General features: G+C 39.2%; 22 protein-coding genes, 1 pseudogene and 1 other annotated feature. Of the genes and pseudogenes, 4 read left to right on the top strand and 19 right to left on the bottom strand.

All coding sequences use genetic code 11. The features are described from left to right. Window positions 1-78 precede the first annotated feature (78 nt). From QOS06_RS09395 to QOS06_RS09355, 9 genes and pseudogenes are all read right to left on the bottom strand, one after another. Window positions 79-1,463 (bottom strand): annotated as a pseudogene (locus QOS06_RS09395) (MFS transporter). Beyond that, entirely contained in the window at window positions 1,463-1,873 is a 411-nt protein-coding gene (locus tag QOS06_RS09390; protein WP_003670479.1) for a MarR family winged helix-turn-helix transcriptional regulator, read from the bottom strand. The pseudogene QOS06_RS09395 and the gene QOS06_RS09390 overlap by 1 nt, the downstream one beginning before the upstream one ends. A gap of 262 nt (window positions 1,874-2,135) precedes the next feature. Continuing rightward, the gene (locus QOS06_RS09385; protein ID WP_003670480.1) at window positions 2,136-2,396 is read right to left on the bottom strand and encodes a hypothetical protein; all 261 of its coding nucleotides are present in this window, start codon (window positions 2,394-2,396) and stop codon (window positions 2,136-2,138) included. 27 nt (window positions 2,397-2,423) lie between these two features. After that, a complete protein-coding gene (gene kimA / locus QOS06_RS09380; protein WP_003670481.1) occupies window positions 2,424-4,262 on the bottom strand; it encodes a potassium transporter KimA in 1,839 nt (612 codons plus the stop codon). A gap of 84 nt (window positions 4,263-4,346) precedes the next feature. Next, the gene (locus tag QOS06_RS09375) at window positions 4,347-5,957 is read right to left on the bottom strand and encodes an APC family permease (RefSeq protein ID WP_139561184.1); all 1,611 of its coding nucleotides are present in this window, start codon (window positions 5,955-5,957) and stop codon (window positions 4,347-4,349) included. Between the two features lie 81 nt (window positions 5,958-6,038). Continuing rightward, on the bottom strand, window positions 6,039-6,527 hold the full coding sequence (locus QOS06_RS09370; protein WP_078009909.1) for a prolyl-tRNA synthetase associated domain-containing protein: 489 nt from the start codon (window positions 6,525-6,527) through the stop codon (window positions 6,039-6,041). A gap of 93 nt (window positions 6,528-6,620) precedes the next feature. Beyond that, window positions 6,621-8,249 (bottom strand): chaperonin GroEL, encoded by a 1,629-nt coding sequence (gene groL, locus QOS06_RS09365; protein WP_003670484.1) that lies wholly within the window; start codon window positions 8,247-8,249, stop codon window positions 6,621-6,623. Window positions 8,250-8,340: 91 nt separating this feature from the next. Beyond that, window positions 8,341-8,625, bottom strand: coding sequence for a co-chaperone GroES (gene groES / locus QOS06_RS09360; protein ID WP_003666368.1), 285 nt, complete (start codon window positions 8,623-8,625; stop codon window positions 8,341-8,343). 234 nt (window positions 8,626-8,859) lie between these two features. Continuing rightward, the gene (locus QOS06_RS09355; RefSeq protein ID WP_003666366.1) at window positions 8,860-9,504 is read right to left on the bottom strand and encodes a redox-sensing transcriptional repressor Rex; all 645 of its coding nucleotides are present in this window, start codon (window positions 9,502-9,504) and stop codon (window positions 8,860-8,862) included. A 240-nt stretch (window positions 9,505-9,744) separates the two neighbouring features. Between QOS06_RS09355 and QOS06_RS09350 the strand changes: the two genes are divergently transcribed. Further along, window positions 9,745-11,682, top strand: a complete 1,938-nt coding sequence (locus QOS06_RS09350; protein ID WP_085650451.1) for an ABC-F family ATP-binding cassette domain-containing protein — start codon at window positions 9,745-9,747, stop codon at window positions 11,680-11,682. A gap of 30 nt (window positions 11,683-11,712) precedes the next feature. Here the strand turns inward: QOS06_RS09350 and QOS06_RS09345 are convergent, their stop codons facing one another. Genes QOS06_RS09345 through QOS06_RS09335 form a run of 3 tightly spaced genes read right to left on the bottom strand, consistent with a single transcriptional unit; the run spans window position 11,713 to window position 14,668 of the window. Then, complete coding sequence (locus QOS06_RS09345; RefSeq protein ID WP_182589889.1) at window positions 11,713-12,678, bottom strand: ketopantoate reductase family protein; 966 nt, start codon at window positions 12,676-12,678, stop codon at window positions 11,713-11,715. Between the two features lie 12 nt (window positions 12,679-12,690). Next, complete coding sequence (locus QOS06_RS09340; protein ID WP_035159760.1) at window positions 12,691-13,869, bottom strand: pyridoxal phosphate-dependent aminotransferase; 1,179 nt, start codon at window positions 13,867-13,869, stop codon at window positions 12,691-12,693. 13 nt (window positions 13,870-13,882) lie between these two features. Continuing rightward, complete coding sequence (locus tag QOS06_RS09335; protein WP_224758115.1) at window positions 13,883-14,668, bottom strand: carbon-nitrogen family hydrolase; 786 nt, start codon at window positions 14,666-14,668, stop codon at window positions 13,883-13,885. A 38-nt stretch (window positions 14,669-14,706) separates the two neighbouring features. Beyond that, window positions 14,707-14,950: a binding site (T-box leader), on the bottom strand. Window positions 14,951-15,259: 309 nt separating this feature from the next. Between QOS06_RS09335 and proB the strand changes: the two genes are divergently transcribed. The 3 genes from proB to proC are packed head-to-tail and all read left to right on the top strand — an operon-like array spanning window position 15,260 to window position 18,095. Beyond that, window positions 15,260-16,048, top strand: coding sequence for a glutamate 5-kinase (gene proB, locus QOS06_RS09330; protein WP_003670498.1), 789 nt, complete (start codon window positions 15,260-15,262; stop codon window positions 16,046-16,048). Window positions 16,049-16,059: 11 nt separating this feature from the next. After that, on the top strand, window positions 16,060-17,304 hold the full coding sequence (locus QOS06_RS09325; RefSeq protein WP_078009914.1) for a glutamate-5-semialdehyde dehydrogenase: 1,245 nt from the start codon (window positions 16,060-16,062) through the stop codon (window positions 17,302-17,304). Window positions 17,305-17,321: 17 nt separating this feature from the next. Further along, the gene (gene proC / locus QOS06_RS09320) at window positions 17,322-18,095 is read left to right on the top strand and encodes a pyrroline-5-carboxylate reductase (RefSeq protein ID WP_283595893.1); all 774 of its coding nucleotides are present in this window, start codon (window positions 17,322-17,324) and stop codon (window positions 18,093-18,095) included. Between the two features lie 113 nt (window positions 18,096-18,208). Here the strand turns inward: proC and tsaD are convergent, their stop codons facing one another. The 7 genes from tsaD to QOS06_RS09285 all read right to left on the bottom strand — a co-directional run bounded on the left by tsaD (window position 18,209) and on the right by QOS06_RS09285 (window position 26,508). Further along, window positions 18,209-19,240 carry a tRNA (adenosine(37)-N6)-threonylcarbamoyltransferase complex transferase subunit TsaD gene (gene tsaD / locus QOS06_RS09315; RefSeq protein WP_078009916.1) on the bottom strand — a complete coding sequence of 344 codons (1,032 nt, stop codon included), beginning with the start codon at window positions 19,238-19,240 and terminating at the stop codon, window positions 18,209-18,211. An 18-nt stretch (window positions 19,241-19,258) separates the two neighbouring features. After that, a complete protein-coding gene (rimI, locus tag QOS06_RS09310) occupies window positions 19,259-19,813 on the bottom strand; it encodes a ribosomal protein S18-alanine N-acetyltransferase (protein ID WP_078009917.1) in 555 nt (184 codons plus the stop codon). After that, window positions 19,797-20,522 carry a tRNA (adenosine(37)-N6)-threonylcarbamoyltransferase complex dimerization subunit type 1 TsaB gene (tsaB, locus tag QOS06_RS09305; RefSeq protein WP_085681006.1) on the bottom strand — a complete coding sequence of 242 codons (726 nt, stop codon included), beginning with the start codon at window positions 20,520-20,522 and terminating at the stop codon, window positions 19,797-19,799. The genes rimI and tsaB overlap by 17 nt, the downstream gene beginning before the upstream one ends. Before the next feature lie 145 nt (window positions 20,523-20,667). Further along, window positions 20,668-21,663 carry a UDP-glucose 4-epimerase GalE gene (gene galE, locus QOS06_RS09300; protein ID WP_085681004.1) on the bottom strand — a complete coding sequence of 332 codons (996 nt, stop codon included), beginning with the start codon at window positions 21,661-21,663 and terminating at the stop codon, window positions 20,668-20,670. A 110-nt stretch (window positions 21,664-21,773) separates the two neighbouring features. Next, complete coding sequence (locus QOS06_RS09295) at window positions 21,774-22,745, bottom strand: Ppx/GppA family phosphatase (protein ID WP_273780441.1); 972 nt, start codon at window positions 22,743-22,745, stop codon at window positions 21,774-21,776. 3 nt (window positions 22,746-22,748) lie between these two features. Continuing rightward, window positions 22,749-24,992 (bottom strand): RNA degradosome polyphosphate kinase, encoded by a 2,244-nt coding sequence (locus tag QOS06_RS09290; RefSeq protein WP_003670507.1) that lies wholly within the window; start codon window positions 24,990-24,992, stop codon window positions 22,749-22,751. A 1-nt stretch (window position 24,993) separates the two neighbouring features. Further along, a complete protein-coding gene (locus QOS06_RS09285; protein ID WP_085650465.1) occupies window positions 24,994-26,508 on the bottom strand; it encodes an exopolyphosphatase in 1,515 nt (504 codons plus the stop codon). Window positions 26,509-26,689: the final 181 nt, after the last annotated feature.

The following is a 26,689-nucleotide window of genomic DNA, read 5'->3' as shown; positions in this document are numbered from 1 at the left end:
TACCTGATGTCACGCCGAATGGCGTTTTTTATTTACCACCAACTGGGTGGCTAACTTCATTCTATAATCCACCATATTTTATTTTTTCACACTTCGATAGTAACTTATCCAAATTATAATACAAAAAATCGTTAACATGCCAAAAGCTTCTTGAGTACCAATTGCCGTAGAGATACGTCTAGTCGTGTGGAGATGACTCTGACTGGCTGCAACAATCATCGCTACTAATGAGGTCCCAATTGCCCCGGCAAATTGCTGCAAAGTATTAAGGATCGCATTTCCTTGTGATTGCTTTGCTTTACCAACAACAGTTAATGCACTTGTCATTACGCAACCCATGCACATTCCCATTCCACCCATATAGAGAATATAAACAAGCGCAATAAATATATTTGTTAAATGCTATCCATAGATTGTAAAAGCAATAAGCGCAATTAGACATAATGAAGTCCCAATCAAAATAGGCTTGCGAGCGCCAAATTTATCTAAAATCCTCCTCCCAATGGGGCAAATATCGCACCCACAAAACCAGCCGGAAGGACAATCAAGCCAGCTGTCATTGCACTATTACCATTTACCAATTGAATATAGTTTGGTAAAAGAAATGCAAAGCCTAACGAAATAAGTTGGGTTAAAAAGAAACCAAGAATATGCCCAGAAAATTTTTTATTTCTAAATAATCGTAATTGTAAAATTGGTTCTTTTAGGGTTAATGAACGCCGAGCAAAAAGTCCCATTCCTAAGATCCCGATTAACAATGCACTACCAACTGAAAAGGTCATGAAGGCTTGGCTTCCCAGGTTACTAAATTCTGTTACAAAACCACAGAACATGAATACAATCATTAATATACTAAAAAGATCAATTTGTTGCTTTTTAATCGGTGATTTTTGGGTAATTCCCCATTCACCAAGCACAAACGAAATAATTAAAAGCGGAATTAATGAATAAAATACCCACCGCCAATTAAGCTTGCTGGCAACGATTCCACCAAAAGTAGGACCAATCGCTGGGGCAACTCCAGTAATAAGATTTCCACTCCCCATCATAAAGCCAATTCTGCTTGTTGGAACTTGCTCCATAATAATATTAAACATCAATGGTAATGCAATCCCAGTTCCTATTCCCTGAATTGTACGACCAACTAAAAGCACCCCAAATAATGGCGCCAGTGCATCAATAATTATTCCACTGATAAAAAGCAAGTTTGCAACTGTAAAAAGCATCTTTGTTCGGTAAGAGCTTTTCAAAATTGCCGATAAGGGAACAACGATTGCAACCAAGAGCAAATAAATGGAAGTCATCCATTGGGCCTGATTAGTAGTAATCGAAAATTCACGCATCAGGATCGGAAAAGTCACATTCATCGCTGTCTCTACAATTACCCCACAAAATGACATCAATCCGGTTGCCACAATCGCTGCAACAACTTTTGCCGAAATTTTTTCAGTATTCGTACTCATTATTTCTCCTCTATCATCGTTGATAAGAATCGTCTTATTTTCGAAATGTCCTGTTCACTAAAATCTGCTTTTAATTTCTCTTCGTATTGTGTAATATACGCACTTACATCTGAAGATAATTTTTGGCCTTCTGCAGTAAGCGTAACGATTTTTTGACGGCGATCTTCTGGTGACGGATAACATTCAATTAAATTTTTCTTTGCCATTCGTTGAAGTAATACAGTAGTGGTTGATCTCTTTATTCCAAATTCATTTTCAATCTGGTGTTGATCACAACTATTTCCCGGGAAATGCGTTAAAAAATCAATAATCGACATTTGCGTTCCTGTCAATCCATACTGCTGCGCAAATGCATTCATTTCTTGATTCATCGCATTGTTAGCTTGTTTTACTAGACGACCTATTAGCAATTTTCATCTCTCCTTTTTGTTAGCCGACTAGCAAAAAGGATAATATGATTTAGCTTATTAGTTAATATAAAAAGGACTGTGACATAAGTTAAGTTACTTTCATAAAAAGCAAATACGCAGTACAACAATGGCCTCCAACGTCCGACAAAACCGAACATTGGAGGCCTACTGTTGCTTGCGGGGGCTCCCAGAGGCTAGCTTCGCGTCGAAAAACGAAGTCACAAGTGACTTCTGTCTCGCTCCCTCAATAAGCTTTATTTAATTATCCTAAAATCATTTCAGCAATATCAAGGACAATGATAATCCCTAAAATACTGCTCAAAAGCACTAAAATTTTTCTCGTATGTTGATCTTTTGATTGCAGTTTTTCCCAATTCATTCCCGCATACGCGATTAAGATCAAAGCACAGCCAATGATACCGTATATTCCAGAATGAAAGCCACGATTATCAATGGTATAACTTGCCGCCATGAAAAGGCCAACTGCAAACAAAAGCCCCCATAATAGTTGCTTTTTATTCATTAAATCAATACTTTCTCTCTAAATAAACTATTCTTGAAGATGATAGTTATAACTAGCAACAATAATATTCTCTCGGGAATTCAATAACGCCCGTAAACGAACACTGGTCTGATTATGTAAGGCCAATTGCCATGGATGTTTAGGAATAAATTGCGGAACAAGAACAGTCGTCGAATAATTTCTTGCTTCTGCTCGTTTTGCAATCACATCAACAAAACGTAACGTTGGTTTTGCGATTGAACGGTACGAAGAGTGAATATCAACAAAACGGACATCTGGATATTCAGCTTTAAATTCATTTGCTGTTTTATGCTCTTTGCCTGGATTTTCATCAAACGAAACATGCATGGCAATAACATAATCACCAATCGACCGAGCGTAATTAATTGCACCACGAGTTACCCGGGTTACATTACCAACTAAAACAATCACCGTTGCACCATCGTAATCATGTAATTGAACTTTCGTCTTTTCAGTAACCCGCAACTGAGCGGCTACTTTTACATAGTGCCGGTGAATCGAATGGAACATCCATAAAAGCAGCGGCATGATAATTAAGTATGGCCAAACATTTGCAAAGTGTTGCCAGAACAAACAAATGACAAGAACAAATGAAATCAAGGCTCCTACTAGGTTAATAAAGGCTTTCCCTAACCAGAAACCTTCCCGTTCTCTAAACCAGTGAATAATCATCCCAGATTGCGATAAAGTAAATGGAACAAATACCCCTACTGCATAAAGCGGAATTAACATATTAGTCTGACCATGGAAGATCAAGATCAAAATAATTGCTCCAATCGCCAAGGAAATAATCCCGTTAGAGTAACCTAACCGATCCCCACGATCCATGAACGCGTGCGGCATATATTTATCTTTGGCCATATTAAAGGCAAGAATTGGAAAGGCTGAGAAACCAGTATTAGCAGCGACCGCTAAAATCATTGCAGTTGAAAGTTGCAAGAGGTAAAAGCCTAGCCCATGCCCACCAAAGATTTGTGCGGCCATTTGGGAGAGGATTGTTGTCCGTGAATTAGGAACTACCCCCAGATAAAAACTAAAGAAGATAATGGCAATAAAGAAGAACGCTAAAATAGCACTCATAATTGCCAGGGTAGTTGATGCATTCTTTTCTTTAGGCTTATTAAAGTTAGGAACAGCATTACTTACGGCTTCCACCCCAGTTAAGGATGACGAACCAGCTGAGAATGCCCGAATAAGCAAAACAAATGACATTCCCGATACCGGTGTTCCATAATCAACAATTGCCCGGTAATGAATATGACCAGTGGCAATATTATAGCCACCCCACACTACCATCACAATCATCATAATAACAAAGAAATATACTGGAATTGTGAGGAAGTTTGCACTTTCACTCATTCCCCGTAAATTCATAAACATGATTAAAAGGACAATAACGATCCCGATTGGAATTGAAAATTTATATAAAGCAGGAACTGCCGAAGTAATCGCTTCAACTCCAGATGTCGTTGAAACAGCCACCGTTAACATATAGTCAACTAGTAATGATCCTCCAGCAAATAATCCCCCATTACTCCCCCAATTCCGTGTGGCAACGACATAAGCACCACCACCACTAGGATAGGCATGAATGATTTGTTGGTATGATAACGTGATAGCTAACAAAAGGACCAACACAACTGCCGCAATCGGGATTGAATACCAGATTGCTGCTGCGGATAAAGTTACCAGAACAGTTGTAATTTGCTCTGGTCCATATGCTACTGACGATATTGCGTCAGAAGAAAGCATGGCTAATGCTTTAAATTTAGTTAAGTGTGTTTGCCCTTCATCAAGGGTTTTTAACGGTTTCCCGATTAAAACACGTTTCAAATAGCGCCACATACTATTTCTCCTTTGATTTTTACACTTTTTAAGTAGGTGACAATATTACAATTTATTCTTTAATTTTGCAACCTACAAATATATCTATTGATCTTTTCCTGGCATCTTTACCTTGGCATTAACCTTTTCTGCCGCAGGATCGACTTTTTTCATCCGGCTAGCCACAGCCCACCGGTAAAATCCTAGCGAGCAGATGATAATAACAACAAAATCCCATGGGTACTTCAACCAGTCCTTGCCGCCAAATCCTTCACTCCCAATGTAAGAAACTATTGAGATAAAAACAAGATAAACCAACATCCAATAACTATTGCGTAAGTCACGTAGCCCTGATGCGTGACGATACTTAACTTCATAATAAAGATAAATTGGTAAGCCTAATAAGATAACCCCAATTACCTGAACAGTCGTCGGCCACATTGTCCAATAAATTGAAAGGCTCGTCAAGACAAATGCAAATGGCGCCAACCAGGACATAAAATGCGGATGAAACGGCCGCTTTAAATTAGCATCCATTTTGCGAAGCGACATTACAGTGACTGGCCCGGTAAGATAAGCAATTAAGGTTGAACCGGTAATTACAGTGGCTAACAAACTCCAATTTCTGAAGAGACTAACCATTACCACCGCTAAAATTAGATCCACAACCATTGCAAGCCGCGGAATCATGTAGCGCCGTTCTAGCCGTCCCAACCATTGAGGCAAATGTCCAGTATGAGTCATTGCTGCCAATGCTCGTGAGGCAGTCGCCACGAACGCAACCCCTGTCCCAAATGGTGAAACAAAAGCATCCATATATAGCAAAATTGCAAGCCAATTCATCCCCAGCAGGATCGCAATATCAGCAAATGGAGACGTATAGTTAATCCCATGCCATCCTTTTTGCGCTAATAAATTCGGATCAATCGCTCCAATAAAGGCAACTTGTAACATGACATAGATCACAGCGGTAATAATCATTGAAATCAATACGCCTCGCACGATATTTTTATGAGGATTAATCATTTCTCCTCCCATGTTGATTACCGTTTGAAAGGCATCATAAGACATAATAATTCCAGAAATAGCAGCTGCTTCAAAGATTGACCGGCTACCATATGGTATAAAAGTAGTTACGCTATGACCAAAATTACTAGGATGAAAACCCGCCGCAATAAGCATCACAATTGTTAGTGTCGGTAATAAAATCTTAAAAATTGATATTAAGTTAGTAAAGCGAGTCATCAATTTTACCGACCAGAAATTGATCAAAGTAAAAATCAGCATAAAGCCAAATACAACTAACAATCCAGGAGTCGTAATATTACCGTTTTTCATAAAGTGGTGAGTCCAATTTGCCCATGCCCACGGCCACGAGCTCATATATTGAACCGAGGCCACTGCTTCCATTGGGACTAAAGTGATTAATGAAATCCAATTTGCCCATGCAGCAATAAAGCCTAAAAACGGACCGTGGCTATACTGAGCATAACGACTCATTCCCCCGCTTTCTGGAAACATTGCCCCTAATTCAACATAAGTAAGGGCAATGCTAATAATGATTATTGCTCCTAAGATCCATGACAAAATAGCAGCTGGTCCGGCAACCTTTGCAGCAGTTCCGGCACCAAACAACCACCCTGAACCAATTAAGGAATTTAAGGCAAGCATTACACCAGAAAATAGCGTTATCTTCTGGAATTTCATTTTTTCCATTTCTTAGTTCCTTTCAGTTATAGTTTGGTTAAAAATTAATACTAATTTACTTTACCACAATTTAAGATTTTTAGATTAACTTTATAGTTGAACCGCCTTAACTGAATTACCATTCAGCTTTATTATTTGAAGCAAATCTTTTGTTCTCAAAATCACTGTGGCCGTATTAATGTTTGGGTGACACCCTATTAACTCCTCGTTCTTAAAGATATCAGCATCAATAATAAAGGTAACCTGATGTTGTTTATCATTAAACAAGTTAAAGGGTGAAACAGCCCCACTTGTTATTCCTAACTTCATAGCTAATTCTTCTGGGTGGGCAAATGAAAACCGACTAGTCGATAGATTCTCTTTCAATTTTTTCATATTGAGACGCTTATTTTCTAAGATTGTAACTAAATAATAGCCAGCTTTATTTTTTAGAAAAAGGTTTTTCGTACGGGCAAATTGATATTCTTGAACATACTTGTCTGCTTGTTCCGCTGTATAGACTGGGGGATGAGTAACAATTTGATAGTTTATTTTTTCGTTGTCTAAATAGTTATAGACACTGGTTGCATTTTTCGTCATTGATTTTCCTCCAATAAAAAAAGATCCCAACATTTGAAAAAACAAACATTAGAATCTTTTCTGCCCACAAAATTAAATTTTAGTCAAATGGTATTACATCATACCGCCCATGCCGCCTTGTGGAGCAGCAGGAGCTTGGTTATTAGCATTTGGATCTGGCTTATCAGCAACAACCGCTTCAGTAGTAAGAAGCAATGCTGATACGGAAGCAGCGTTTTGAAGAGCAGAACGGGTAACCATTGTTGGGTCAACAATACCAGCCTTGATCATATCTTCAAACTTGCCATCTGCAGCGTTGTAACCAATACCTTCTTTTTCGTTCTTTAATTCATTAACAATAACAGAGCCTTCAACACCAGCGTTTTCAGCAATTTGACGAACTGGTGCTTCAAGGGCAGCCTTAACAATATTGATACCAGTTAATTCATCACCATCGGCTTCAATCTTGTCAAGAGCAGGAATTACGTTAATTAAAGCAGTTCCACCACCAGGAACAAATCCTTCTTGAACAGCAGCACGAGTAGCGTTCAAGGCATCTTCAATCCGGTACTTCTTTTCCTTCAATTCAGTTTCAGTTGCGGCACCAACCTTAACAACGGCAACCCCACCTGAAAGTTTTGCAAGACGTTCTTGAAGTTTTTCCTTATCGAAGTCGGAAGTTGACTTAGCAATTTCTTGCTTAATTTGGTCAACACGTTCTTGGATAGCCTCCTTTGAACCAGCACCATCAACGATAGTAGTAGTATCCTTTGTAACTGTAACCTTGTTTGCTTGACCTAATTGATCAACAGTAGCGTCCTTAAGACTCATCCCAAGGTCGTCAGAAATAACAGTACCGCCAGTCAAAACAGCAATATCTTGAAGTTGAGCCTTACGACGGTCACCAAAGCCAGGAGCCTTAACAGCAACAACATTAAAGGTACCACGAATCTTGTTCAATACAAGAGTTGGTAATGCTTCACCAGTAATATCATCAGCAATGATCAAGAGAGCACGGCCTTCTTGAACAACTGATTGAAGCAATGGCAAAATGTCTTGGATATTACTAATCTTCTTGTCAGTAATCAAAATATATGGATTGTCAAGGTCCGCTTCCATCTTGTCGTTATCAGTTACCATGTATTGTGACATGTAACCACGGTCAAAGCTCATTCCTTCAACAACATCAACGCTAGTGTCAACACCACGAGAATCTTCGATAGTAATTACACCATCATGGCCAACCTTTTCCATTGCATCAGCAATTAGCTTACCAACTTCTGGATTAGCAGCTGAAATAGAAGCAATTTGTTCGATATCATCCTTGGTCTTTACATCGTGTGACATCTTCTTCAAAGCTTCAACAGCAACTTCGGTAGCCTTGTCAATACCACGACGAATACCAACTGGGTTTGCACCAGAGGTAACGTTCTTCATACCAGCATTAACAATTGCTTGGGTTAAAACAGTAGCAGTTGTAGTACCATCACCGGCAATATCGTTAGTCTTTGAAGCAACCTCGGCTACTAACTTTGCACCCATATTTTCAAATTGGTTTTCAAGTTCAATACTCTTAGCAATAGTTACACCATCATTAGTAATAGTTGGTGTGCCGTAGCTTTGTTCCAAAACAACATTCCGTCCCTTTGGACCCATTGTTGTCTTAACAGTATCAGCTAATTTATCAACACCACTGAGCATAGCGCTCCGTGCATCTTCAGAAAACTTAATTTCTTTTGCCATTTATGTCACCTCAAAATTAAATTCATTATTTAAAAGAGACGGTGAAGGAATTTCATTCTTTCTGTCTCCTGCTCTTAATTCGCTTATTTAACTATTCAACGATTGCTACTAAGTCTTTAGCATGAACAACTAAGAACTTTTCACCGTTGTATTCTACTTCGTTGCCTGCGTACTTATCAAATAATACGCGGTCGCCTTCCTTAACAGCTGGAGCAAGCTTTTGTCCGTTTTCTAAAGTACGACCTTCTCCAACGGCAATAACCTTTCCAGTAGTTGGCTTTTCCTTCACATTGGAAGCAAGGACAATTCCACCAACTGTCTTTTCTTCTTCAGTTTCAGCTTTTAGAACAACGCGATCTCCTAATGGTTTTAACACGTTAATCCCTCCATCTTGTTAATAAATTTTATTTTTAGCACTCAAACTCTTCAAGTGCTAACCACATGTTTAAATATAACATGTTCTCTTTAAAATGCAACAAAAATACTTTGACTTTTTTTGACCATTTTTTAAAACTTAAGAGATCATACCTACAATCCATGACTTTTATTAATAATTTAGTAAACAAAAAGCATTGGTTGAACGCTTTCATCAAACCAATGCTCTCCTAATTTATTCAATTGAATCTTCAGTATAATTTTTAATGAAGTAAATTAATGTTTGAAGTTCGTTTGTTAAGTCAATGTTTTGAACTTGAACATTTTTTGGCACAGATAAACGAACAGGAGTAAAGTTAAGAATTCCCTTCACACCAGCTTCAACTAATTGGTCCGCAACATGTTGGGCCTTGATTCCTGGAACGGTTAGAATAACAACATCAATCTGTTGCTCTTTTAACTGCTTTACCATATCCTCGGATGGGTAAATTGGAATACCGCTTTTGACTGTATTGGCATATTCTGGCTTAGTATCAAATGCCGCACTGATCCGTAAATTAGTATCTTGGTGGAAATTAAAGTTTAACAAGGCACTTCCCAAACTACCAACTCCGACTAAGGCAACACTAACTAATGAGTCTTGGTGTAAGATTCCTTTAAAAAACTTTAATAGACTTTCAACGTCATAACCGTATCCCCGCTTACCTAATTCACCAAAATATGAAAAGTCACGACGAATCGTTGCCGAATCAACTTGCACAGCCTCCGAAAGTTCAGTTGATGATACCCGTTGCTTATTTGCGTCTTTCAATACATTTAAATAACGGAAATATATTGGCAACCGTTTCGCAGTCGCGCGTGGAATCTTTTTATTAGCCATTCTACTTTTATTCCTCCTAAAACAAGCCCTTCTCAACCTAGTTTGCCAACTAATTACTAAGTTTTTGACAAGGATAATGTTACTAATTTTTACTTTGTGAAATTTAAGTCTAAGTATATTCTAGCAATTAAACCCTTTTTTGTGAACTAAAATACAAAAATATTTTCAACTTTTTATTTAAAATTAAAAATCTGCTAAAATAAAACCATATTAAATCAACGAATTAAATGAGGTTTCAATATGTTACTTTTACAGACAAATGACGTTGTGCGTCGATTTGGCGCGGACGTTTTATTTCACAATATGAACATGCAAATCCAAGAGCATGGCCGTACTGCGCTTGTTGGGCGTAATGGTGCTGGTAAAACGACCTTGTTAAAAATGATCGCTGGAATCACCGAACCAGATGAAGGAACAATTACGAAGGTTAAAGATTTGACAATTGGTTACTTGGCCCAGGATCAAGGACTCGATAGTCAAAATAGCATTTGGACTGAACTAGATACTGTCTTTGCTCCTCTCCACAAAATGGAAACGCAAATCCACGATCTTGAACAACAGCTCGCTGACCTTGATAGTTCCGATAGCAATTATCAACAAATTCTTTCAACATACGATAATTTACAAACTGCCTTTAAGAAACAGGGTGGTTTCGAATACGAATCACGTATGCGGGGAATTCTACATGGATTTGGTTTTGGCGAAGATAGTTATGATACGCCAATTAATTCCCTTTCAGGAGGGCAAAAAACTAAACTCGCCTTAGCAAAGATCCTTCTGCAAGCACCGGGGCTTTTGATTCTAGATGAACCGACTAACCACCTCGACATGAACGTTCTTTCATGGTTAGAAGATTATCTTAAAAGTTATCAAGGTGCATTGCTTATCGTCTCTCACGACCGTTACTTCTTAGATCGTGTTGTCAGCGATGTTTATGATCTCGATAATAAAACACTCACCCACTATACTGGTAACTACACGCAATTTGTTAAACACAAGCAAGAACGATTAGAAGCAGAGTGGAAACACTATGACCAACAACAAAAAAAGATTGCTAAGTTAGAAGACTTTGTTAATCGAAATATTGTTCGTGCCTCAACAACTAAACGTGCTCAGGCGCGGCGAAAGCAATTAGAAAAAATGGAGCGGCTTGAGCGTCCAGAAACTGATGATAAATCAATCCATTTTCAATTCCATTCTGAAAAAGATAGCGGAAATGAAGTTCTTGATGTGGAGCAGGCAAAAGTTGGCTACGATGAACAGATCCTTGCTGGGCCGCTTTCATTTAATGTCCGCAAGCCGCAGCGTATTGGGATTATCGGACCAAATGGAATCGGAAAATCAACTTTACTTAAATCTATTCTCCATAAAATTCCGTTAATTAGTGGAACAATCAAACTCGGTGCTAACCTCGATATCGGTTACTATGACCAGGAACAGCAACAATTACATCCAAATAAAACAGTTTTAGAAGAAGTATGGGATGACCATCCAGAAGTACCTGAAAAAGATATTCGCTCATTATTAGGTAGTTTCTTATTCGTTGGTGATGATGTTTATAAAGTTGTTCATGACCTATCTGGTGGTGAAAAAGCACGATTGGAGTTAACTAAGCTCTCATTTAAACCGATTAATTTTCTTATCCTTGATGAACCAACTAACCACTTAGATATCGATAGTCGAGAAGTGCTTGAAAACGCAATTAACGAATTTAGCGGAACCGTTCTCTTTATTTCTCACGACCGTTACTTTATTAATCAGGTTGCAACCGATATCTTAGCAATGGAACACGACGGAATTAAACATTACGAAGGCAATTATGATGACTACCTAATTGCTAAGGAAAAAGAAAGTTCATCTGAAGCTGCTTCACATAATTCCACCACCATTACTAAAGCACCAGCTGGTAAACAATCTTATCAGCAAAGCAAAGAACAGCAGCGCGCTCGCCGAAAAATTCAGCGACAAGTCGATGAGCTAGAACAACAGATGGCGGAATTAGAAGAAAAACAAACCGCAATCCAAGAACAAATGAGTCAACCAGAGATCGCTACGGATATTGGAAAATTAACCGATCTTCAAAAAGAACTTGATGAATTATCAGCTAAATCTGAAGAATTTGAACTTGCATGGACAGAAGCAGCAGAAAAACTGGAAGAATTTGATCAAGAAAACTAAAAGAAGAAGCGGACAGGTCCGCTTCTTCTTTTAGTTTTGTCGGAATTTACGAGTATTTTCTGCAAGGTGAACTAAATTACGCAAGAAGTCGTGAGTAGATGCCTCATAGTTATACTTCTTACCTAAATCATAAATATATCCATTAATGTAATCTACTTCTGTTGGTCGATTTTTACTCATATCTTGGTACATTGATGGATAATGAAGCGGGCTGGTAACTTCACTAACATATTTAATCGTTTGCCACTCCTCCTCACGAGTGCTTAAGAGCTGAATACCAGCCCGTTCGGCAACATCGAATGCTTCATTAATTAACTGTTTGCCAAGCTTTTCTGCACCATCGTAATCGATAAATTGCCCCATTTGAATCTCAAAAAGCGTGCAGATCGTGTTAATAACAGAATTAAAAACTACTTTTGTTAGGAGGGTACCATAAAAATTATCATTAAGGTGGGGATTAATATTCGCCGTGGTAAAGTCCTCAACAATTTGTTTTACCCGCTCATCTGGTTCGCCGACTTGGGGAGCTAAGTTGATCGAACCAGCACCAGGTTTACCAATAAAATCCACATCCCCCGCCTTATTAAGGACCGTGCCAATTAAACAAGTTCCGGCCACGACATGTTCTTTAGGAAAATATTGGTTAATTTTTTCAATATGTCCCATGCCATTCATCCCGGAAAAGACATATTGATGGTCAGGACGGAAGAAATGAGCACTGCGTTGTAACAAATCACTAAGCGTCATCTGTTTGGCAAAAACGATAAACACATCTGGATCACCATCATATTCTTCTGGTGAGTAAATATTAATTGGTACAAGATGTCGATTCTCATGGTCTCGAGAAACGTAAACCCCACCCTGTTGTTTAATAGTTTCAACTTGGGAAGCCCAGTTATCAACAAAATCAACCTTCGCACCTGCTAATTCTTGAAGCAATACCCCAAATCGTAGTCCCATTGCCCCTGCACCTAAAACCATATATTTCAAAGCCATAATTTTTCCTCCTTAACTAAATAAATTCAATTTAGCAATCCGCTCAACGGCCTCCGTCAGTCGTGCTGGCTCAATCAAAAGGCCAATCCGCACATAACCTTCACCGTGCTTGCCAAAGCCATTGCCTGGTGCTACTGCCACGCCAGCTTTGTCCAATAACAAATCTGCAAAGCTTTCACTGGTATAATCCTTTGGAACCGGCATCCAAGCATAGAAAGTACCCTGGGGAGTAAATGCATGCCAGCCAATTTTTTCGGCCGCATTAATAAAAGCATTCCGTCTTTCTTCATAACGACCTACAATTTCGGCAATTGCATCATCACGTTGTGGCAGCGTTAAAGCATCAATAGCAGCTTCCTGTAAGGCAGGAAAAAGACTAACGAATAGGTGATCTTGAATTAAGTTTAAGGCTTCAATAATATCTGCATTACCAACCGCAAATGCGATTCGCCACCCTGCCATGTTGAACGTCTTAGAAAAGGTATAAAATTCAATTCCCACATCTTTAGCGCCTGGTGTTTCCATAAAGCTAACTGGAGCTTGACCGTCAAAGCCAATTGCGCCATAGGCAAAGTCACTAATAATGCCCACATGGTACTTTTTGGCCCACGCAACTAATTTTCGATAAAACTCGGGAGTAGCTACAGCACCCGTTGGATTATTAGGATAGTTAAGATAGAAGAATTTAGCACGTTGCGCCACCTCTTCAGGAATTGCCTCTAAGTCTGGCAAGAAATTATTTTCTGCTAATAATGGTACTGTTTCAAAATTAACTTCTCCTAATGCTGCTCCTGATAAGTAATCTGGATAGCCAGGATCAGGAAGCAGAAAAGTGTCGCCGGGATTCATCAATGCCCATGGCAATTCTACAAGCCCAATCTTGGAACCACCCAAAATTGCAACTTCTTTTTCTGGGTCAAAGTCAGCTCCATATTTTTCAGAATAAAAGTTTGCCGCTGCTTCTTTAAATGCTGGCAATCCCCGAAATAGTGAATACTTATGAGTTTGCGGATCCGCTACCCATTTTTGCGTGCTCTTAACAATATAATCTGGCGTTGGCTTATCGGGATTCCCTTGACCAAGATTAATAACATCGACCCCTTCACTTATTTTTTTATTAACCTTGGCAACTAAATTGGCAAAAAATTGTTTCGGTAAAGTGTCTAATAATTTTGATTGTGCAAAATTCATCTTTTCCATCCCCTCAATGATAAAGACTTGGTCGGCGATCCTTAAACACCGGAATCGGCCCCCGAACCTGTGCTAACTGCGCTAAGTCAATTTCTGCATAACTTACTTGTTCAACTTCTCCTGCATCATGGATAATCTGCCCAAGCGGATCTATTACTAACGAATGACCATTAAAGCTATTCTCTAAATCCGTCCCAACACGATTGACCGCGACTACAAAGGCTTGATTTTCAATTGCCCGTGACTGAAGCATTATTTTCCATTGTTTAATCCGTTTGCTTGGCCATTCTGCCGAAAAATATAAGATATCAGTTCCATAACGAGCGACTGTTCTAATCCATTCGGGGAATCGCAAATCATAACAAATAAAACTTGCACTCGGAACCCCAGCTAATTCAAAGTGATTTTCTTTTTGCCCAGCTTTTAGATATCGGTCTTCATTCATTAGTCCAAATAAATGCATCTTCTCGTAACTGCTAATTAGATTTCCCTTTTGATCATAAACATAGGTTGTATTGAAAAAAGATTGTCCACATCTCACCGCTACTGAACCACCGACAATGTTAATTTGATTTTCTAACGCTAACTCACTAAGAAATTTTTGTGTCTTTTGACCGTTTTCATCTGCCAAGTCTGATAATTGATCTAAGGCATAGCCAGTATTCCACATCTCCGGCAAGACAACGATATCTGCATGGTGACTAGCAGCTTCTTCAATTGCTTGTTTAGCTTTTTGATAATTTTCGGCAGGATTTCCTAATTGAATATCAAGTTGAGCTAATGCAATTTTGCGTTTCATCACTTTCACCTCCATAAAAAATACCCGTCCTTAACTTAAATAAGGACGAGTATTTTCGTGGTGCCACCTTAATTTACTATCCACTCACATGAATAGCCTCAGGAAGTTCATAATAAACTTCGATACTTGATAACGGATATCAGCCGACAAGTGCTTAGTTTTTTCCTCACACTTGTTGTATTTTTTAAGACCATCTTCAAAGCAATTTGTAATTTTCTTCCACCACCCGAAAACTCTCTTAATACTACATTGCTTTTACTCTTCTTAAACGACTAATATTTAATTGTTGCTCGTATTCTAATTTATTTTTAATTATTTGTCAATTCATTTTTAATTGAATCTCAAAAATAATTAGTCTTGACAAAAGCTTAGTCTTCCAATTAAAATTTTAATTGTAGATAAAAGTAGGTCAGTCCAGGAACGATAGCCATCGACTGCAAGCTATCGCCAGTACCGAAGCCCTGCTACAACTTTAATATATTCTAATAATAAAATAATTTAAAAGTGTAAAGTGCGTCTTTAAACGAGAATGGTACCGCCATAATTGGTGTCTCGGTTAAGGGCGCTTTTTGTTTTCTGAAAGGATTTTCTATGACTCATAAAATACAAAAAGTAGTTGTTAAGATTGGTACGAGTAGCCTTGTTCTTCCTAATGGAAAAATTAATTTACGAACAATCGACCAACTTTCATTTGTCCTTGCGACATTAAACAATCAAGGATACCAACTTATTCTTGTTTCCTCGGGAGCAATTGGCGTTGGTCTTGCAAGTTTGGGATTAACAGATCGTCCCGCCGAAATAGCACAACAGCAAGCCTTAGCATCTATCGGTCAGGCTGCTTTAATGCGAATCTATTCGCAACGATTTTTAGACTATCAAACGCACGTCGCCCAACTTCTCCTTACCCGTGATGTGCTCACTTATCCCGTCAGTCGCCAGCATACGCTTAATACAATTAATGCTTTACTTCAGCAAAATGTGATTCCAATCGTTAACGAAAATGACCCCGTGTCAGTTGATGAGCTTGATCATTACACTACTTTCAGTGACAATGATGAACTCTCTTCCCAGGTAGCTATTGCCATTGATGCTGACGAGCTAATCATTCTTTCGGATATCGATGCCCTTTATGACAAAGATCCGCATAAATTTCCTGACGCACAAATCATTAAAGAAGTTCCATTCCTAACGCCGGAAATAGAGAACGTCGCAAGCGGTAGCAGCACTAGGTTTGGAACAGGAGGAATGGTAACTAAATTACGGGCAGCTGCCACAATGATGCAAGCAGGTAAACAAATGATTTTATGCAATGGTCGTGACCCTAAAATTCTTTTTGATATTTTTGATGGTCATACTATTGGTACTCATTTTGGAAAATAGGAGTGATGATAATGAACCAAGATTTAATTACAATTGGAAAAAGAGCCCAAATCGCTGCAAACAAACTAGCTTTAATGAACACTGCCACCAAAAATAAGGCATTGCTTCAATTGGCAGATGATTTAATCAAAAATAAAAACCAAATTATCGCTGCCAACCAACAAGACTTGGCCGCCGCTACCCAGATGCCAACTAAATTTACAGATCGTTTAATGGTCAATTCCCAACGTATTGCGGACATGGCTAATGGTCTCCGAACAATCGCCGACTTGAACGATCCCACTTCCCAAATCGATAAGGGATGGATTACCAAAGATGGGTTGCAAATCCTTCAACGGCGCGTACCATTAGGGGTAATTGGCATTATCTTTGAAGCACGACCAAACGTAACTGTAGACGCGACCGGCCTCACATTCAAGAGTGGCAATGCAGTTATTCTACGGGGCGGAAAAGAGGCTATCCAGACTAATACTGCCTTAGTAAAAATTCTTCGTGAATCATTACAAAGCCAACATTTACCGGTCGATGCGGTTCAGCTTATTACCGCCACTAGTCATGCGATTGCTGATGAAATGATGAATCTCACTGACTACATTGATGTCTTGATTCCACGAGGCGGCCGGGCCCTTATTCAGCGGGTTGTAACAACAGCTACGGTTCCAGTTATCGAAACTGGTGCGGGTAATTGCCACATTTATATTGATAAGGATGCTGACCTAACAATGGCGACCAATATTACTGTAAATGCAAAAGTACAACGGCCTTCTGTATGCAATGCCGCTGAAAAATTACTTATCCACCGCGATATTGCCGCTGAATTTCTTCCTGTTATTGCCAAAGCTTTAATGGAACATGGCGTCCAATTACGCGGTGATGAAATGGCGTGCCAATTAGTATCAACTATCCGTCCCGTTACTGAGGAAGATTGGGAGACAGAATATAATGATTTAATTATGGCCGTAAAAATTGTTGATTCCCTTGATGATGCAATTAACCATATTAATCACCACAGTACTCACCATTCAGAATCAATTATTACAAACAACATTACCCGGGGACGCTACTTCCAACAAGCCATTAATTCTGCCTGTGTTTATGTTAATGCCTCTACGCGGTTTACTGATGGGGGAGAATTTGGCTTTGGCGCTGAAATTGGTATCAGTACCCAAAAACTCCACGCCCGGGGACCAATGGGATTACAACAATTAACAACAATCAAATATGAAATTACCGGTAATGGGCAAGTTCGGAAATAATTTAGGAGGTTTTTTAGATGAAAATTACAATTATTGGTGTCGGAAATATGGGAAGCGCAATTATGAAGGGATTAAGTCGTACGCAAAATTTTACCCTCAGTGCGATGAACCCTGTTAATTCACGTGTTACAAGCCTTGCTAAGAAGCTCGGGTTTAAACTCGTTAATACAAACAGTGAAGTAGTTAACCTTACACCCGATATCGTAATTTTGACCACCCCGGCTCCTATTACAACCGTAGTCGCTAAAGAATTAGCCGTCCTTAACGATCACACTATTTTTATCTCTGCCGCTGCTGGAATTACTCACGAAGACTTAGCTAGAGTGCTTCCGAATAAAGAAATTGTTAATATTATTCCCAACACACCAGTTGAAGTTAATGCCGGCACAATTGGTCTTGCCTTGCCAACCGGAACTTCTGCTGAAGCAATTTCAAAAGTAATGACTGTTTTAGATAGTCTTGGTGATGTCATCGAAGTTCCAGAACGACAACTAGATATAATTGGTGTTATCGGCGGCTGTGGCCCTGCATTTGTTGATGTGATGATGGACGCAATGAGCGATGCCGCCGTCAAGCATGGCCTCGATCGTCAAACTGCATATGAAGTTATTGCTAGTATGGTAAAAGGTACGGGGAAACTAGCCTATGATAGCAAGCTTGCTCCAGCATTATTACGTGATCAAGTAACATCACCAGCAGGTACAACAATCAAAGGCGTGGAAGCATTGGAGAAAAATGGTTTCCGTTACGCCATGATGGATGCCGTTGACAAAGCAAATGGTGAATCATAAACGCAAAAAAAGACCGCGGTTACATCCATACAGCGCAGTACAATAATGGCCTCCAGCGTCCGGTTTTACCGAACACTGGAGGCCATCATTGCTTATGAGAGTTATGTTTATAATTATTTATTCTGAATTCGATCGAACATTAATCCCGGTACTGCATTCAAATCTAATCCTGCACGGTCGCCATGCTTGTAGTTAACATAACCAGCAGCCCCAATCATTGCAGCATTATCACCACATAATTTCAACGGTGCTTGCAGCATCGGTACATCAGGATGAGATTTCTTCATGTCATGATCTAAACGAGCACGGAGACCATGATTTGCAGCGACCCCACCAGCTAAAATCAGTTGCTTTACTGGGTAATCATCTAACGCCCGCATTGTTTTTTCGGCAAGCACGTCAATGACACTTTGTTGGAAACTGGCTGCAAGATCATATTTATCTAATTTTTCCCCACGTTGGTCTGCATTATGAACTGTATTGATGAAGGCGCTCTTCAGCCCACTAAAGCTAAAGTCATAATTATCTTCTTTTTCCATTGCTCGTGGGAAATTAAAAGTGTCCTTACCCTTAGCCGCCCATTCATCAATCGTTTTTCCTGCCGGGTAATTGACTCCCAACACGCGACCAATTTTATCATAAGCTTCACCGGCAGCATCATCACGTGTTTCACCGATAATTTGGTATTCATGTTCAGATGGCATATAAACTAATTCCGTATGTCCACCGGAAACTAACAATGCCATTTGTGGATATTTGAATTCCCCAACATAGCGTGCAGCATAGATATGACCTGCCATGTGGTTAACCGGAATTAACGGAAGGTTATGAGCCCATGCGATGGCCTTTGCTGCTGTCACACCAATTAATAATGACCCGACTAATCCTGGACCGTATGTTACTGCAACAGCATCTAGGTCATCATAGCCTACAGCCGCTTGCTCTAAAGCTTCATTTGTACACTTGGTAATTTGTTCAATATGATGTCGACTAGCTACTTCTGGTACTACTCCACCAAAACGTTGATGGCTATCGATTTGCGTTGCAACAATATTGGAAAGGATTTTAGTTCCATTTTCAATTACGGCAACACTTGTTTCATCACAGCTTGATTCAAACGCTAAGGTTAATGTGCGTTCTGTCATAATAAAATACTTTCACCTCTACCTAAGTAAGTTTGCTTGCATATCCACGGCATCTTCGTGATTATCTAAGTAATAACGTGGTTTAATATGCTGATTACGAAAGCCTAAACTTTCATATAAGCGACGAGCTGATACGTTATACACTCGTACTTCTAAACTCAGCGAATGTAATTTTAAGTGCCGGGCATAGTTTTTGGCAGTTGAAATAAGATACGTTCCAATTCCTTTATTTTGGTAACTTGGTGTAATGCCAATATTCGTAATATGCAAATCATAATGGTACCAATCAATGGCTGTTCCCATAAAGCCAACAATCTGCTGGTCATCCTCAACAACTAAATATAGTCGATCACACGGCCGTTGGAGTTCAATGCGGAAAGCAGCATAACTCCATGGTGCTTTTCCATAGATTCTTTCTTCAATTTCTACCAAGGTTTGAATATCTTGTTCCTTTGCCATCCGGACCATGTATTGATGACCAGATATCATTACTATTCGTCGTGTAAATTCAAGGATCGGTCGTTTAGTAGGATTGGTCGTATTGATAAACCATTCTTTAAACTTCTCGAACATAATTTTTTCTTTTTTCTTCAGGATGAAGTTTTTGCCAATTAGCCTCTGCTTCAGTAATTCGTAAATAATGCGGAACAAAAGGGTCAATCTCTTTAACTGGTTCCTTCATTTTACCTGCAAGAGCTAATTGATAAGTTGACGGAATACTATAAGATCGTGGCAAAAGGGTCACATTAGCTGGTAATTGATCATATTTGGCTTGAATTTTATCAGTCATATGACCTACCAAAACAACTTGTTGATCTAATTTTGCAAGTTGATTAAGCAAAACATCAATCCCTAGATGTTGATCTTCTATTTTATTTACTAACTCGCCATTTTCCCACTGGTAAGCACCAGCAAATACATTTCCTCGTCGTGCATCAAAGAAAGGAACAATAATTGCTGATGATGTTGGAACTACATTACGTGCTAATACTGCTAAACTTGATACGCCAATTAAGTCAATCTTTTCTGTATCAGCCAATACTTTAGCGGTTGTAACTGCAATTCGTACTCCTGTATAAGATCCTGGTCCCTGTGCAACCACTACCCGATCAATATCTGTTGGCTGCCACTGAACTAACTTAAATAACTTACTAATTGCCGGCATTAAATAAATACTATGATTGCGAACCATATTAAGGGTTGTCGTTGCCAACAATTGCTCATCTTCAACCAACGCTACGCTCATTGGGTGGTTGGATGTATCGACGGCTAGAATCTTCATCTTTTATCAATCCTTTCAATCATCTTACATCTTATCACACTGGATCCGCTTTGACTTCTCTTTTAATTTCTTTTGTTTATTTACGACAAAACAGGCCCCAGCAAAAGTTTTACTGAGAGCCTGTTTGTTATTTTAAAGCCGATTATTAGTCGCGATCATCATAACCCTTTGGATGAGTTGAATGCCACTTCCAAGCAGTTGCAATAATGTCGTGAACATCATCATACTTAGGACTCCATCCAAGAACATTACGAGCCTTATCACTAGCAGCAACTAATGAATCTGGATCTCCTGGACGGCGTGGTGCCATTTTAGCTGGAATAGGTTTACCAGTAACTTCTCGAGCTGCTTCTAGCATTTGCTTGTTAGAGAAGCCAGTGGATGAACCAAGGTTAAAGGCATTACTCTTGTTACCTTCCTTAAGGTACTTAATAGCAAGAATATGAGCATCTGCTAAATCCATAACATGGACATAGTCACGAACATTGGTACCATCTGGTGTGTTGTAGTCATCCCCAAAGATACTCAATTCATCACGCTTGCCTTGCGCAACTTGAAGAATGATTGGAACTAAGTGCGTTTCTGGACCGTGATCTTCACCGATCGTACCATCAGTGGCAGCCCCGGCAACATTAAAGTAACGAAGGGCAACAAACTTAATACCGTAAGCTTTATCAGCCCAAGCCATCATTTCTTCCATCATTAACTTACTCAAGCCATATGGGTTAATTGGGTTTTGTGGGTCCGTTTCCTTAATTGGCATGTGTTCTGGAACCCCATAAGTAGCAGCGGTTGAACTGAAGACAATATACTTAATATCATGATCATGCATTGCTTCAAGCAAAGTAATCATTCCGCCAGTATTGTTATCAAAGTACTTCAATGGCTTACTCATTGATTCAGGTACAATCGAGAAAGCAGCAAAGTGAACAACTGCAGTAATATCTTCATTGTCAAAAATCTTATCTAAGAATTGACGATCACGAATGTCACCCTCATAAAACTTAGCCTTGGGATTAATCGCATCCCGGTGACCCGTCGATAAGTTATCAGCAACTACTACATCTTCACCATTTTCAATAAGATCTTTTACCATATGGGAACCGATATATCCGGCACCACCAGCAACTAAAATTGACATCTTGTTTCCTCCTTGCTCCAACTAAAGCTTTCATAGTGATTGTAGCACAATTTTACTGTTTCTAATTAATAAAATTTAGTAAAAAGAAGTAAAAATTTTAGCGGCTAATTTTATAGCGAGGATTTTAATTGATCAAAATTAATTTGCTGCTCAAGGTACTTAAATAATAAACCTTCTCTTAATCCACTATTACTAAAGCAAATCTCATTAATTGACAATTGCCGGACAAGAGAGATAAGGGGGAGAAGTCCTCCAACAATTACATCCGCTCGCACTTTCGTAATTCCACGGATTCCTGCCCGCGTCTGGCGATCCGTTTCTAATAGCTGCCGCATAATCAAAAAGGCTTCTTCTGAACGCATTGTTAGCCCATGAACTGGTCTGACTTCATCAGGATTAAGAGCTTGTTGCCACCGATATACCTTTGCTAATGCACGGTTACATCCCCCGAGTGCCACAATTTTTGTCTCCCGCATCCGATTTAGCCATAATTGTTGAGAAAGAACTTCATCAATTTTAATCATGGCATCAAATAAATCAGCTGGATTAATTTGATCTTCAAGATGGTAGGTTTGCGAAATGCTAACTGAACCGATCGGAATACTAATCGCTTCTTCTGCTTCCCCATTATTCACCGAGATTAATTCCATACTTGCTCCTCCAGTATCAACAATTATTCCCTTATCAATTGGAAGAGTCTGATTAACACCAACATAGTCAAGATATGCTTCTCGTTCTCCACTAATTACATGAATTTCAAAGCCCGTTTCTTGCTTGACCTTTTCAAGAAATTGCAGTTGATTTTGTGCTTGACGAACCGCAGCAGTCGCCACCGCAATAATTGTCAATTTCTTATTACGGTATCGATCACAAATTATTCGAAATTCTTTTAGGGCATCAATAGTCCGCTTTACAGGAGCTGACTTCAACATTTTTTCTGGCCCCATATTAGAAGCGAGGCGAACATATCTTTTTTCATATTGAACCGTTTCAAAGCTCCCGTTATCTTGAATTTTTGTTATTTTAAGCCGAACTGAATTTGAACCTAAATCAAGAATTGCAAGGTACTGCTCATTGCTCATAAATTACTCATCCTTTCGCTCATCTAAATGAAGATTGGGAACATGGCGAGTTAAAGTTTCAAAAACAGAAGAAAAATGTTTTTTTGCTTTCTTCTCCTTTTTCTCACGCGCATTCAATTTCATTGCTTGTTTAACAAAGTATTCTTGTGAACTGAATGGTGCGACATCACCACGATCAATCCGTTCGTAATGATCTCCTACTAACCGTCGAGCCTTGACATTATCTTTCCACATAACGTCAAAAATATGAATTGCATGAGCTTTTGTGTCTGGCTGGGTAACGGGATACAATTCTTCAACTCGTCGATTAAGATTTCTCGTCATCATATCGGCACTTGCGAGGTAGACTTCCTCATGACCATTACTCTTAAAATAGTAGATCCGGGAGTGTTCAAGGAAACGCCCAATAATCGAATGAACCTCAATATTCCCATGCAATTCTGGCAAATCGTTCCTTAAACAGGTAATGCCTCGAATTAATAACTCAACCTTAACTCCACTAGCAGCAGCAGCGTATAGGCGGGCAATGATTTGCTTGTCAGACAAGGAATTCATCTTCATCCGAATTAACGTAGGATTACCATTTTTGGCATTTTCAATTTGCTCATCAATTTTGGCATTAATAAATGTCCGAATCCCATCAGGAGATACCCGTAATTCATTGAAATAAGCTGGTCGTGCAAATCCTGACAGCATATTAAACAGGTTTGTCATATCGATACCCAGCTCATGGTCACAAGTAAATAATCCCATATCAGTGTAAAAATGAGCTGTTACATCATTATAGTTCCCAGTTCCTAGGTGCATATAACGCCGCAGCCCATCTTCATCGCGACGGATAACCAAAGCAACTTTACAGTGCGTTTTAAGGCCAACTAAACCGTAAATAACGTGGCACCCCATCTGTTCAAGCCGTTGTGCCCACCGAACATTATTTTGTTCATCAAACCGCGCTTTAACTTCAACTAAAACCGTTACTTGCTTACCCTGTTGCGCGGCCATTCCGAGATACTTAATAATCGGTGAATTACCAGAGACCCGATAAAGAGTCATCTTGATTGCCAAAACATCTGGATCAATGGCTGCTTGATGAATAAAGTTGACCACGGCTTGAAAATTATCATAAGGATGCTGCATTAGGTAATCCTTTTGGCGAATTGAAGAAAAAATATTATGATCCATATCTAACGCTGGGTTGAGGTATGGCTTATATGGTGGATAGCGCAAGTCATCATGACCATCAACCATCCCCGATAATTTTTTTAAGAAAGTTAAATCGACGGGACCATCTACTTCATACAGTGACCGTTCACTTACATGCAGATTATCAATTAATTGATCTTTTAACCATTCATCGATAGAAGCAGGAACTTCTAGGCGCATCACCTGTCCATGCTCTCGTTCCCGCAATTGCCGTTTGACTGCCCGGAGCAAATCAGACGTATCTTCTTCAGCCACATCTAAGTCCATATCCCGCATAACTCGATATGACGCTGTAGCTAAGATCTCGTATCCTGGAAAAAGCGCGCTCAGAAATTCAGTAATGATTTCATCAATCAAAATGAAGCTATTTTCTCCTGGTAACCGAACTAACCGCTTATAAATTTCTGGAACACGGACTGTTGCAAATTTGATATCTGCTTCTTGACGATCATCATGTGGTTCCATTTGTGGACGATGAACTTCTTGATCTCCCTCTAGAATTTCCTCTGCAACTGGTTCACTTGTTGAACGGATTTGACGCCGTAGCTGAACAGCAATATTTAAAGAATTATTGGAGATAAAAGGAAAAGGACGTGAGGCATCATCTGCCATGGGAGTCAAAACTGGCATCAGCTCATCATTAAAGTACCGACGAATAAATTCATATTGCTTCTCGTCAAGTTTGGGGACATGGAGAATATGAATATTATTTTTAGCAAGGTCCGGGATGATTTGCTGATTATAAACTTCATACCGTTGCTTAACCATCCGGTGTTCTTTTTCATTTACTGCATCCAACTGCTCTTCTGGAGTCAGACCAGACGCATCAGTAGTAGTAACATTGGCAGCAGCAAGCTTATGAAGCGATGCAACCCGCACCATAAAGAATTCATCAACATTGCTTTGAGTAATTCCCAAGAAGTTAGCACGTTCTAACAAAGGATTAGCAGTATCAGTTGCCTCTCCCAGTACTCGGCCATTAAAGTCAATCCAACTCAATTCTCGATTAACATAATTCTGCGGCTTATAAAACTCCTTATACATCTTAATGATCGCTCCTCTCAGTTAAGACCGGTTCAATTCCGTATACATCCTTAAATAGTTGTGATTTTTTACTAAAAGACCACTTTTCAAGAACAAGGTCATCATTGGCTATTGCTTTAATGATTAAGCGGCTATCTCCTACCAGCTTCAATCTAATACTTGAAATTTTTTGCAGCCGCGAATCATCTAATGCATCCACCAATCGTAAAATAGCAGCTAATTTTGCTACTGGCATCTGGATCTCATCATCGAGATGGCGGTAATGAGCTTGACTAATATCTGGAGACTCTGCACTATGATATCTTGCCACTTCAGCAATAATCCGATTATCTTTATCTGAAAGCCCAATTAGAGGATTAGCCTCCATAATATAAGCAGAGTGGCGGTAGTGTCCCCGTTGATTAATAAAATTACCAATGTCATCAATTCTACTAGCAATTTCTAATAATAATCGCTCATGCTGACCAAGACGATGAATTGGGCGCAATTGATCAAAGAGTTGGAGTGAAAAGCGCGTTACAAAATCCCGATGAGCTGAATCAACACCGTATCGTGAAGAAATATTGTCGGCAGCTGTTCTGATCATTTCATTAATTTGCCGTCTCGTTTTAGGATTATCAACCCCAATTCCATGGGAAATCCCATCCATCGTTGAAATATCAGTTACGTAAAGGCCTGCTGGTTGAATTAAGCGCACTGTTCGCGCCGTTACTAAATAATTTGGTAATAATAATTCAAATTGTTGGTCATCAATCTGAATATTTTTCATTAAGCCATCTTTTACTGGCGATAAAATCTTTTGGTAATCATCATGAAATTTATTTAGGGGAACTTCCGCGATTTGCTGATCATTTGGCAAAAATAATTTATTGAGTGAGAGGGCATTTTGCACCATCATTACTGTATGCTTTTTCTTTGTCAGTTCTGGTGTTAAGTATTCTAATTTACTACTGATATAATCTTGGATAATTTCAGTTGGATTGGTAGCAGTTTTTCGGAGACGCCCCACCAACTGACTGATTTTTGCATTACCAAGATCAATATCCCATGCTCGTTCAAAGCTTCCATGGTGAAAATAAGCTAAGGTAGTCGAGCTAAGACCGATACTTAGAAGATACATATTGTGTTTACTAAGTTTTTCAAAATCTGGTAGCAAGGTTAAAAGGTAACTCATCGACTGTGCCATTAGCTGGTTATTGTTTAACCATTCAATCTGTAATCCTGTCCGAACTTCTAACTGGTCGGCCACATACCTAGTTGCAACTGGGTCAAGGTCTTCTAAATCGCCATAAAATTTAACTGGTGTTGCCTGGTAGTCATTAATAATCTGCTTAAATCCTTCAATATTATTAACAATTGCAGTCATATTTTCCGAATAATTAGCAACTTTAGCGTTTCCGATATTTAGAAGGCCCGATCGAACATTATTTATCACTTTTAAAGTAGGTATCTCAATGATCCGTAAATTAACCTGATCGGGTTCGAGGTAAATAATCGCCGTTAAAGATCTTTTCACGTCAACTCACTCCTCATAATTACTACTATTCATAGAATACCATCTTCCTTTAAATGTCTCTACATTAAACCATTTAAGATCTTTTCGTCTAATATTTAGGACTAAATTGAACTACTCCCACTTAGCTAAACCTACGGTTTAATGCTTGAAGTGGGAGATTCTGGAAACATCGCATACTTAC

This window comes from Limosilactobacillus sp. DJ3M12, assembly GCF_947381695.1.
Lineage (GTDB): Bacteria > Bacillota > Bacilli > Lactobacillales > Lactobacillaceae > Limosilactobacillus > Limosilactobacillus kinnaridis.
Note: the sequence above shows the minus strand (reverse complement) of the source record. Positions and strands in the feature narration are given on the sequence as shown.